The organism is Rahnella rivi (assembly GCF_019049655.1).
GTDB lineage: Bacteria > Pseudomonadota > Gammaproteobacteria > Enterobacterales > Enterobacteriaceae > Rahnella > Rahnella rivi.
In genome coordinates this window covers 18,847-30,005 of the sequence record NZ_JAFMOX010000054.1, presented here as the reverse complement: position 1 = coordinate 30,005, position 11,159 = coordinate 18,847, and the positions used below count along the sequence as shown (strand labels likewise).

Sequence of the window (11,159 nt, the reverse complement as noted above, 5' to 3'; positions counted from 1 at the left end):
CATAAACTGGAAAGGCGGAAGAAATTCCGCCTTTTTTATTGCTATCATGCGGCAGGTTTTGGTGGCGTTTGATGATTTTTAAGGACTAGACAATGGACTACGACTTTTTGCGCGATATCACCGGTGAGGTCAAAGTGCGTTTTTCAATGGGCCACGAAGTGATCGGCCACTGGCTGAATGAGGAAGTGAAGGGTGATTTATCGGTGCTGGATAAAGTGGAAGCCGCGCTGAGTGAACTCAAAGGCAGCGAGCGTGAAACGCAAATGGTCGGTCACGAATACACGCTGTTGTTAGCTGACGATGAAGTGATGGTGCGTACCAATCAGCTGGATTTCGATGGCGATGAAATCGAAGAAGGCATGAGTTATTACGATGAAGAGAGCCTGGCGTTTTGCGGCGTTGAGGACTTTCTGCAAGTCCTCGCCAAGTACCGCTCTTTTATCACGACCTATCGCTGAGTTTATTTCCCCCGCGAGGCGGTCCAGCACAGCAGCGAACCGCCGACCACCATCAGCACGCCCGGCCAGAAACTCGCGCCCGGCAGTGTATGCAGCCACAATCCGGCAATCAGAATTGAAGACAGCGGCGTGAAGTACGACAGCGCGGCGACCAGCGTCGCATTGCCTTTTTTCATCGCGATATCCCAGCATTGATAAGAAATGGCGGTCACCGCGCCCATCGCCAGCAGTTCGAGAATGGCCGGTAACGTCAGGCTGATGCGATTCGATGAATAGGTGAAATACAGCACCCAAAGCACGGCACCGGTGGCGAGTAAAAACAACGGAAGCACGCCTTTGCCCTTGCACAATACCCGCACCAGATTGGAATACAGCGCCCATGAAACGGCGGCACCGAGCGCCAGACTGTAGGCCACCGGATTGCCGCGCACGTTACGCATCAGCTGATGAACGTCCAGCCCGTGGCCGCCGCTGATTGCCCACAGTACGCCGGCAAACGCCAGAATAACGCCCGGCCAGATCCACCAGCGCACGCGAAGTTTCAGCAGTGGCACGGCAAACAACAGTGTCAGGCTCGGCCACAAATAGTTGATCAGTCCCAGTTCCAGCGTTTGCTGACGGCTATGCGCCAGACCAATCGCCAGCGAAAATGCCACCATATAAAAGATAAATAACAGACCGCAGATGATCAGATAAGCCGCGGATTCCCCTCGCAGCGACGGCTTTCCACCCACCATCCAGACCATGATCCCGCTGACCGTATAAATAGACGCGGCAGCACCAAAAGGGCCGAGGGATTCAGACAGGCTGCGGGTGAGCGCCACGCTCATGCTCCACAATAAAATGGCGAGAACGCCGAACAGCGTTGCGAAACGATCCATATGAAAGGTAAGCCTCTGGAAAAGGAGGCTTTTAAGATAAGCGATTGTTCCGGTTATTTACACCGGAACAATCCGCTTGAGGGGCGCTGATTGACTGACATCATCAGAAGTAGAAACCGACTTCCAGACCCAGAGTAGACGTCGTGGTCGCAGGCTGATAATAGCCAACGTTGCGTCCGTTCAGATCACCCTGTTTCTCGTCTGACTTGCCATACTTCTGGTGCACATAGCTGGCTTTGACGAACACATCTTTGTTGATGTTCCAGGTCAGGCTGGTGAACGGCGAGAGTTTAGACTTCGGCTCCAGCCAGACATCGCCCTGATTGCTGTGCGTCCAGGTTTTGATCGGGTACAGCGCTCCGCCTTCCAGGCTCAGACGTGAATCGGCGGTCATCTGCCAGTTCGCGCCTACAGAGGCCTTAGCGTACGGCTGCAACGACACTTCCAGCGCCGTGTAATCCCGCGTGCGGTTTTCCGAAGCGATGTAAACATCGTCGGAGCGGATATTACGCAACCACACCTGGCCGCCGAGCGCCCCTTTCATATCGAAAGAAACGCTGTCTGATGCGCGGTAACGGTAACCGCGCGTCAGGTCGGCGCTGTAGCCGGTGTAATAGGTTTTCCCTTTCAGCGTACCGTTTGGCACGTTGGCCTGATCGTCAAGGGTGCTGCCTTTATAATTGACGATCCCGAACATCACACTCATGTCCCAGGCTTTTAATAAGCCGCTTGGGGCGTCGAGATAATTATTAGATCCGAAATTTACGCGCAGGCGCGGGCCATGTTCAGCAACATATTTACCGTCCATATTATCGACGGATTCGTCCCACTTATAATATTCAGCACCATAACTCACATAGTGCCGCATCCCTTCAGTATTGCTGCCTAACAAACTTTCCCCGGCCCGGGAAACCCCGGAAACCAATAAAGAACTCGCGACCAGCAGGCTGGATACGGTCTTTAATTTACTCATTGTCATTTTTTATTTCTGCTTGCAGGTGGATGGAGCTGGTTGCTTAGTAAGCAATACGGCGATGCTAAAGGTCGGAAGGGCAGAGATAAAGAGATTTATCTGTTTTTCAGAAAATAGCGATCTTTTGATCGGTGTTAACTAAAATTAATGGATGTATATAAATATAATTTGAGTTACAGGCTGTGCATTATTTTAATAATTTGGCTTACCGGACAGATCGTTTAACGATCAATTTGACTTAAAATAGATTTTAATAGGCGTTTTTATATTAATTTGTCTTAAGGAGTGTAGCCGGTTTTTATACCGGCATGGTTATTTTACTTAAGTAATGCTAATCGAGTTTTAAAGGGAAGCGCCGCCGCAAATAATTAATTGCTGGCCGGTAATCGCTGCGGCGGAGGGCGAAAGTAAGTAAATGACTAAATCGGCCACTTCCTGCGGCTGAATATAGCGACCTATCGGCGGCAATCTGGGCGGCGAGCTCTGGCGCTGCGGATTGTCCAGCATCGGGGTTTGCGTCGCGCCGGGGGCCACCACGTTGACGGTGATACCACGCGGTGCCAGCTCCGCCGCCCAGCTGCGCGCCATACCGATCATGGCGGATTTGGTCGCCACATACTGACTGCGTCCGGCGACGCCCGATGACGTCCTGCTGCCGAGCAACACGATGCGCCCGCCGTCCGGCATCTTTTCCACCAGCCGGTCGGCCAGCACTTCTGCCACGCCGATGTGCAGTTTCCATAACGCCTCGCTGGCCTGCGGATCCAGCTGCCCGAGCGGTGCCGCTTTCATCATGCCTGCGGCGTGGATCACGGCATCCACCTGAGGCAGTGTTTCCAGCACTGTTGTCAGTTTTTCCGTGTCGGTGATATCGAGCGGCACTGCGCGAAAGTGAGGGTGTTGAAAGCTCACTTCGCGGCGCGCCAGACCGGTCACCTTCCAGCCCTGCGCCAGCAATGTCAGGCACACCGTTTCACCAATGCCCGAGCTGCAACCTGTCACCAGCGCGTGTTTAAGCGGTGTATTGCTCATGGCTTACTCCTTTAACGCTGATGCCGGGACTTTGAACACCGCTTTACGCACCACGGCAGGATGTGTGGTGCAACACAATGCGCGATGCGGCTCGCCTGGCGCGAACGTCACAAAGTCACCGCTGCGCAGCAAAATCTCATTGTGCAGCGCGGGATTGTCGGGAATAAACAAGTCGGGTTTGCGCTCCGTGGCGGGCTGTCCGATGGCGCTCCGGGTATCGAAGCCGATGATCTCTTCGCCCTCCAGCACCACCTGAATATCCAGCCAGTCGTGATGAAATTCAGTATGCCGGTCCGCCGCAGGCGAGGTGTTGGCATTGCCGATATGGCAAAACCAGGTTGCGCCCTCCGGCTGAAAGCGTCCATCTTCCCGCGCGCAAAGCGCTTCCAGCGAACACTCCGGCAGCGTAAGAATGCTGAGCAGCACATCAGGCAAAGTTGCCAGTGACAGCGCACGTAAATGACCTGCAATCATGATCTTCTCCTTATAAAAAAGCCCGCGCAGGGCGGGCCGGACCGGCGTCAGCCTTTTACCCAGGACTCTTCGACGCAGACGTATTTGATCGCCTGCCGGTAGTAGGTAAACGCGATATGCAGTTCGCCGTTCAGCCCCTGTTTGATGCTGGGATAGGAGAACTCGCGGTTGAGTTTTTGCTGCGAATTGTTGGTCATGCAGTAGCCGTCGCCGGTTTCCAGATTGCGCAGGTAAGGCCATGAACGGCCACCGTCTTCGGAAATGGCCAGCGTCATCGGCGCGCGTGGTGCGCCCCAGAAGGCCGTGCGTGCGCCGGTTTCGGCGGTCGCTTCCACGCGCACATCGTCGTCTTCATCTTCGATTTCGTCATACAGCGAGGCCCGGCGTTCGCTGGCATCGGCGGCACTCAGATGATTGAACACCAGCGCCAGATGCCCGTTGGCGAGCGTTGTCACCTGAATTGACGAGTTGTTGTTAGGCAACGCGGTCGGCTGCGGTGCAGTCCAGCTGTTACCGCCATCCACGGAACGGCTCTGGTAGATGAAATCCGCCCAGCGGCTGCGATACAACGCCAGCAGGCTGCCGTCGTGCAGCGGCGTGATATTCATGTGCACGCAGCCGGTGCTTTCCGGTACCGCCACGTCACGCCAGGTTTTCCCCTTATCGCTGGAAATTTTAACGGCGCTGTCGTCATTGTTGCCGACCCATTTTTCACCCGGCTGTGTGCGGCAGTAAAACACCGGCAGCAGCCAGTCGCCATTGGCCAGCACAGTCACAGGCTGGCGGATAAAGGTGCCGGGTTCCCCGAGCAGTGTGCCGATCTCTCCCCAGCTTTTGCCCAGATCCTGAGACTGGCGAAAACGCACAATCGCGGTGTCCTGATTGCCGGATTTCTGCGCGGTGTACATCAGCCACAGCACATTATCCGGGTCGAGGAACAGCACCGGATTTTGCTCCGAACGGCTGGCATCTTCTGAAAGTTTCACCGGCTGGCTCCAGACCTGCGCGCCTTTTTCCAGCCGCGACAGGTAAATGGAAATATCGGCAATGCCTTCCTGGGTTCCGGCAAACCAGGTGCACAGCAGGCTGCCGTCGGGCAAAGGCAGCAGATTGGCGGCGTGATTTTGCGGGCAATCCGACGGCAGCATGGCGTCACGGCGCGCGGCGTCATGTTCAGCGGTGTGCACTTTACCGCTGCGTTCGACGGTTAGCGTTTCAGTGGTCATCTTTAAGCTCCAGACTTTTGAATAAGGTGTGCATTTTTACTCTTTACTGCACGCTGGGGGATCAGTCGGTCAATCACCATAATGATGGCCGGTGTCACCAGCGCAATATACATATTGTTGATACCAAACGGATCGCCGAGCAGATACCAGACGGAAGTCACCACGCAGGCACCGATCAGGCCGGCGTTGGCACCGCGCGCACTTTTAAAGAACGGCAGGTAGAACGCCATCACCGCCACCACGGAAATCGACAGGCGGATGGCGCGGGTGAAGAACGACAGTTTCAGCACTTCCGGCACCAGCAGCACGAAAATCAGCGGCAGGAAACCAATCAGCAGCGACAGCCAGCGGGTCATTTTGAACTCGCGTTCAGGCGTCGGGTTGCGGTACGGCACATAGAAATCTTTCACAATCAGCGAGGCAATCGCCAGCGCAACGGTACTGACGCTGACGAAAATCGACGCCACCAGCGAGGTGGTCACCAGACCGGCGATCCACGGATTCATGTCCTGAATGAAGATCGGCAGGGCGTACAGGCTGTCGATATCGGGATGCAGGAATTTCGCGGCCACGCCGATCATGCCAATGGCCAGCGCAATCGGCACACAGAAGAAGAAGGCGACCCAGGTGGCGCGTTTGGCGGATTCCGCGCTTTTGGTGGAGGAAATTGCCTGGATCACGAACTGCGTACAGAAGATAGAACCGATGGTGCCGATCAGCCACGCGAAGATAGTGCTGGCGCCTATGCTGCCGTCCCAGGTCCAGTAGAAATCAGGCATCTCTTTTACCATGGGCATCACGCCGCCGGTCATGTGCAGGGCGATGCCTAAAATCACCAGCACGCCGATGTACTTGATGGCGCTGTGCAGCATCGTGACCCACGCCATACCTTTCAGGCCGCCGAACGCGAAGTAAAAGGTGCTGACGACGGCGGTGATAAACGCCGCGACCGGCAGATTGACTTTCAGCACGGTGGAAATGGCCGCCGCGCCGCTGACGTAGTTACCGACGTTCACCAGCAGCAGGGCGTAAATCATGATGATCGAAATAATGTTCTTGGTGGTGTTGCCGTACTTCTCGGCAATCGCCCCGGAAATGGTGATTTTCCCGGTGTTATAAATGCGTTTTACCAGCAGTAAGCCGAAGATCGGGAAGCCGATGGCCGCGCCCAGAATTGACCATGAGGCGGCAAAACCGCCTTCGAACGCCGCCTGAGCGGTACCGATGGTGGATTTTGCACCGATGTATTCCGACATCAGCAGCACACCGACGATGAAGGCGGGCATCGCACGCGAGCCTTCCATAAAGTCACCGCTGTTTTTACTGCGTAACCGGTAGGTCAGCCAGGTGGTAAACAGGATGTAGACCAGAACAATGCTGATAATTATTAACGTATCTGATGAGCTAAATTCTTTCATTTTTTCCTCACACAGCGCGTAGGGGACCCTGCCTGCGCACTTTCATGTGCAGGTGTCGGTGGTTTCAGAAGGTAAGGCGCGTTTAATCGCGCAAAGTAAAGGTCTTGATAACGGTCAGGATCTTTTGTGTATCGTCCTGCGTGAATTCGACCGGATACCGGCTTTCACCCACGTTAAAACCGAGCAGATTCACGGCTTTTTTAACCACAGCCGGTGAAAATGCAATGCTGTAAAGATCGGTTCGGATCTGATTGATCTCCGCCTGCACGGCTTCGGCGGCGGCGGCATTATTCTCCCGGAGGTGGCGGTAAACGGCATTCACCTGTGCGGGGATAATATTGGCGATACCGGAGATACACCCGGCGCTGCCTTCGGTGAAACCTTTGTAAATCAGCGAATCCGGCCCGGTCAGAACATCGAAATCTGCAAACTGACGGCTGACCTCATGGAAGCCATGCAGGCTTTCCCACGAACCGGCGCTGTCCTTAATGCCTTTGATGTTGGGATGATCGGCCAGCACGCGCACCACCTCCGGCGTCAGGGTATTTCCGGTGCGGGCGGGAATGTTGTAGAGATAGACCGGTACGGTCAGCGCATCGGCCACCGCGCGAAAATGCGTAATCAGTTCCTGCGGGCGCAACGCTGCAAACCACGGCGTAATCACCGAGACGGCGCGCACGCCGAGTTTTTCAATCTGTTTGCCAAGCCTGATGGTGTCGCGGGTCGAGATCTCGCCGATATGCGACATCACGCCTGTGTCATTCCCTGCGGCCTCAAGACAGACCTCGGTCACCTGAATTTTTTCCTGCCCGCTGAGCATAAAAAATTCGCCGTTGGTGCCGTTGCAGAAAATATTATTCCCCGCCTGTTTCTGGCGTTTTACCTGCTGGCGCAATGCGTCGCTATCGAGTTTTCCGTCTGCGGAAAAAGGCGTCACAATCGCGGTATACACTCCGGTAATGTTATTCATCTTATTCTCTTCACGTCGTTGTCATCGGATACGAAATAAGGGCTTACCTGATACTGCGGTAAATTTCTTCTATTTGATTTTTCTCTACCGGCATGGGTACATTTTTAATTAAACGTTGTACCTCTGTTGCCCCCTGCGACAAATAAGGAATGTCATCAGGTGTGATATTCAGCTGACTTAATGTGACCGGTAAATCCAGGCGATGCACCAGCGCGTCAAAATATTCCACCAGCGCATAGGATTTTTCTTCTTCACTTAATGTCAGGTCAGCCTCCGGAATTAAGTCGTAAGTCCGGGCGAATTTACTGACCGCTGAAGGCCGGACAAACGCCATGCACGGCGCGAGCAGAATGGCATTCGCCACGCCGTGAGGAATGTGATATTTCCCGCCGAGCGGATAGGACATGGCATGCACCAGATGCGTACCGGCATGGGCAATGGATGCACCGCCGTAATAAGACGCCCACAGCATGTTCAGCCGCGCTTCCAGATTGCCAGGCTCAGCGACGGCGGTTTCGATGTTGGCGAACAGCTTCTTCATGCCGACCAGCGCAAAGTTGTCACTGACCGGGTTGGCGATCACTGACGTGAAGCATTCGAACAGGTGGCACAGCGCGTCGATTCCGGTGGAAGCCGCAATGCGTGCGGGCATGCTGGTGGTCAGTTCCGGCACCAGCGCCACGTAATCGGGCAGCATCACTGGCGTAATAATGCCGACTTTGGTTTCTTTTTCCGGGATGGCGAGAATCGCATTGGGCGTGGCTTCTGACCCGGTGCCTGCGGTGGTCGGGATCAGCAAAGACGTGGTGCGACGCTGCGGTTTCTCACCTGCCAGCAGGCTTTCCAGCGTGACGTTTTCATCACCCGCACACAGCATCGACAGCAGTTTGGCGACATCCAGCACGCTGCCGCCGCCCACGCCAATCACCAGATCTGCCGAAGGCTGATTTAACGCATTCAGAATGGCAGAGACGTCATGCTGGCTCGGCTCCGGCGGCACGTTATCAATCACGCTCACCTGACAGCCCGCCTTATCCAGCTGGGTTATCAGGGATTGCACCGGCGGCAGGCCAATAATGTTCTTGTCGCTGACCAGTAATACCTGATGCTTTCCGGCCAGCAGGTAGCCGATGTCCTGCAATGACTGATAACCGCTAATGACTGTACTGTTGATATTCATGTCTGATCCCTGCCGTCTGAGTCTTCAATAAAGAGTGAGTTCAATCATCAAAGGTCGATACTCCTCACATCGTCAGGAGAATTTATAGGCGAAATTGAAGTTGAATAATTTGAAGTTGCTCACATATAATCAATCATGATTGAATATAATCATAACCAGCAAGATTAATCCGACCCTCTTCTTCACGGAGCCACGATGGCTGAAACAGCAACAACCGCAGACCGGCCGACGCCGCCACAACTTCTGGTGATCGCCGATGACTTTACCGGCGCGAATGACACCGGCGTGGCGTTGATCCGGCAGGGGCTGGCGGCCAGCGTGCAGTTTGACGAACACCGCGGCGTGCAGGGCAGCCGCGAAGGGCGTGCGGTAATTTACAGCACCGACAGCCGGGCGCTGAGTGCGGCAGAAGCGGCAGGCAAAGTCACACGTGCCCTCCGGGCCGGGGCCGCCGCTTTCTCCGGTGAGTATCAGGTGTTTAAGAAAATCGATTCCACGCTGCGCGGCAACATTGGTGCTGAAACAGAAGCGGCGCTGATCGCACTGAATTGCCCGCTGGCGATTGTCGCGCCGGCGGTGCCTGAACTCGGGCGGGTGGTCACCGGCGGGCAGTGCTACGTCAACGGCCATCTGCTGACCGAAACCGAATTCGCCACCGACCCGAAAACGCCGCTGAATACTGCCAGCGTGGCGGAACGGCTGGCGGAACAAACCTCGCTGCGTGTGCACCATGTCGGGCTTGACGCGCTCAGAGGCGGCGATGTGCAGACAGAGATTTTTGCGCTGGTGGCATCGGGTGTACGCATTCTGGTGGCCGACAGCGAAACCTCTGAGGATCTGGCGCGTATCGTGCAGGCCGCGCAACGCCTGCCGTTCCGCCCGCTGATGGTCGGCGCGTCGGGGCTTATTCATGCGCTGACAGACGCCAGCCAGCGCGGGAGCGGCGACGCGCCGCTCAGCTCCGCCTTTGAAAAATTGCCGCTGCTGGCGGTGGTCGGTTCAATGAGTGACATCGCCGCACAGCAGATCGCTTTTCTGAGGCAACACCGGGCGGTGACGCTGGTGGATATCGATGTGTTGGATCTGTTTTCGCCCGGCTCACCGGCACGGCAACTGACGCTCGCCGCGCAGATAAGCGGGGCGCTCGGGCAGAGCAAACACTGCGTGATCCGCACGTCGCAGGGCGCAGCGCAGCGGCATCAGATTGCGCAATTCTGCAAACTTCAGCACATCAGCCGTGCGCAGATGGGCGAGCGCATCGCCGCTTTCCTCGGGCAACTGACTGATGAGGTTTTACGACAACCGGGAAAACTGCCGGGCGGGCTGTATTTGTCCGGCGGGGATATTGCGCTGGCCGTCGCCCGCGCGCTCGGTGCAACAGGGTTTGAGATTAAAGGACAGATTGCAGGCTGCGTTCCCTGGGGATATCTGCTCGAAAGCCAGTTTCAGCGGCTGCCGGTGATGACCAAAGCGGGCGGATTCGGCACTGAAAACACGCTACTTGACGTTTTACGCTTTATTGAGGAGAAGGTGAGTGACTAAAATTATCGCAGTAACCATGGGTGATCCTGCCGGTATCGGCCCCGAAATTATCATTAAAGCGTTGGCGGAAGGTGAGCTTTCCGGCACCCAGGCGGTGGTGGTCGGCTGTGCGGCAACACTGCGGCGGATCCTTGCGCTGGGCGTCACGCCAGCGGCGGAGCTGCGCATTATTGATAACGTCTCACAGGCGCATTTCGCGCCGGGCGTGATCAACGTGCTTGATGAACCTCTGGCCAATCCTGAAGCGCTTATCCCCGGAAAAGTGCAGAAAGAGGCGGGTGATCTGGCCTATCGCTGCGTAAAACGCGCGACCGAACTGGCGATGGCCGGAGAGGTTCACGCCATCGCCACCGCGCCGCTGAATAAAGAAGCGCTGCATTCTGCCGGGCATATTTATCCGGGACACACCGAACTGCTGGCAAAACTCACCCACAGCCGCGACTACGCGATGGTGCTTTACACCGATAAACTCAAGGTGATCCACGTCAGCACACACATTGCGCTGCGCAAATTCCTCGACACGCTCAGTCACGAGCGGGTCGAAACGGTGATCCAGATGGCAGACACTTTCCTGCGCCGCGTCGGATATGACAATCCGCGTATCGCCGTGGCCGGGGTGAATCCGCATGCCGGTGAAAACGGGCTGTTTGGCGATGAAGAAATTAAGATTGTCGGGCCGTCGGTTGAGAAGATGAAAGCCAAAGGGATTAACGTCACCGGCCCGTGCCCGCCGGACACCGTGTTCCTGCAAACCTACGAAGGGATGTACGATATGGTGGTGGCGATGTATCACGATCAGGGCCATATTCCGCTGAAACTGATGGGATTCTATGACGGCGTTAACATCACCGCCGGTCTGCCGTTCATCCGCACGTCGGCTGACCACGGCACCGCGTTTGATATTGCGTGGACAGGAAAAGCCAAGTCTGAGAGCATGGCGATCTCTATTCAGCTGGCCGTACAACTGGCGTAATACTACGTCAGCGGCGCAGGATAAAAAGGAAT

11 protein-coding genes are annotated in these 11,159 nt (G+C 55.8%); 3 read left to right on the top strand and 8 right to left on the bottom strand.

The annotated features are described in order from the left end of the window. Positions 1-92 precede the first annotated feature (92 nt). Positions 93-458: a protein YacL gene (yacL, locus tag J1779_RS08435; RefSeq protein ID WP_056777056.1), complete on the top strand. Its 366-nt coding sequence runs from the start codon at positions 93-95 to the stop codon at positions 456-458. Positions 459-460: 2 nt separating this feature from the next. Here the strand turns inward: yacL and yddG are convergent, their stop codons facing one another. From yddG to J1779_RS08395, 8 genes are all read right to left on the bottom strand, one after another. After that, a complete protein-coding gene (gene yddG / locus J1779_RS08430; RefSeq protein WP_056777058.1) occupies positions 461-1,339 on the bottom strand; it encodes an aromatic amino acid DMT transporter YddG in 879 nt (292 codons plus the stop codon). A gap of 103 nt (positions 1,340-1,442) precedes the next feature. Further along, positions 1,443-2,312 carry a hypothetical protein gene (locus J1779_RS08425; RefSeq protein WP_238485105.1) on the bottom strand — a complete coding sequence of 290 codons (870 nt, stop codon included), beginning with the start codon at positions 2,310-2,312 and terminating at the stop codon, positions 1,443-1,445. A 342-nt stretch (positions 2,313-2,654) separates the two neighbouring features. Beyond that, positions 2,655-3,344: an SDR family NAD(P)-dependent oxidoreductase gene (locus J1779_RS08420; RefSeq protein WP_217203552.1), complete on the bottom strand. Its 690-nt coding sequence runs from the start codon at positions 3,342-3,344 to the stop codon at positions 2,655-2,657. Between the two features lie 3 nt (positions 3,345-3,347). Next, complete coding sequence (locus J1779_RS08415) at positions 3,348-3,818, bottom strand: NanQ anomerase/TabA/YiaL family protein (RefSeq protein ID WP_217203551.1); 471 nt, start codon at positions 3,816-3,818, stop codon at positions 3,348-3,350. A 47-nt stretch (positions 3,819-3,865) separates the two neighbouring features. Beyond that, positions 3,866-5,044: a sialidase family protein gene (locus tag J1779_RS08410; RefSeq protein WP_217203550.1), complete on the bottom strand. Its 1,179-nt coding sequence runs from the start codon at positions 5,042-5,044 to the stop codon at positions 3,866-3,868. 2 nt (positions 5,045-5,046) lie between these two features. After that, a complete protein-coding gene (locus J1779_RS08405) occupies positions 5,047-6,462 on the bottom strand; it encodes a sodium:solute symporter family protein (protein WP_122094139.1) in 1,416 nt (471 codons plus the stop codon). An 82-nt stretch (positions 6,463-6,544) separates the two neighbouring features. Then, positions 6,545-7,432 carry a dihydrodipicolinate synthase family protein gene (locus tag J1779_RS08400; protein WP_217203549.1) on the bottom strand — a complete coding sequence of 296 codons (888 nt, stop codon included), beginning with the start codon at positions 7,430-7,432 and terminating at the stop codon, positions 6,545-6,547. Positions 7,433-7,475: 43 nt separating this feature from the next. Then, positions 7,476-8,612 (bottom strand): iron-containing alcohol dehydrogenase, encoded by a 1,137-nt coding sequence (locus J1779_RS08395; RefSeq protein ID WP_217203548.1) that lies wholly within the window; start codon positions 8,610-8,612, stop codon positions 7,476-7,478. Between the two features lie 195 nt (positions 8,613-8,807). Between J1779_RS08395 and dtnK the strand changes: the two genes are divergently transcribed. Both dtnK and J1779_RS08385 read left to right on the top strand, forming a co-directional pair. Next, on the top strand, positions 8,808-10,154 hold the full coding sequence (gene dtnK, locus J1779_RS08390; protein ID WP_217203547.1) for a D-threonate kinase: 1,347 nt from the start codon (positions 8,808-8,810) through the stop codon (positions 10,152-10,154). After that, on the top strand, positions 10,147-11,127 hold the full coding sequence (locus J1779_RS08385) for a D-threonate 4-phosphate dehydrogenase (protein WP_122094131.1): 981 nt from the start codon (positions 10,147-10,149) through the stop codon (positions 11,125-11,127). Before dtnK ends, J1779_RS08385 begins: the two co-directional genes overlap by 8 nt. The last annotated feature ends 32 nt before the right edge of the window (positions 11,128-11,159 follow it).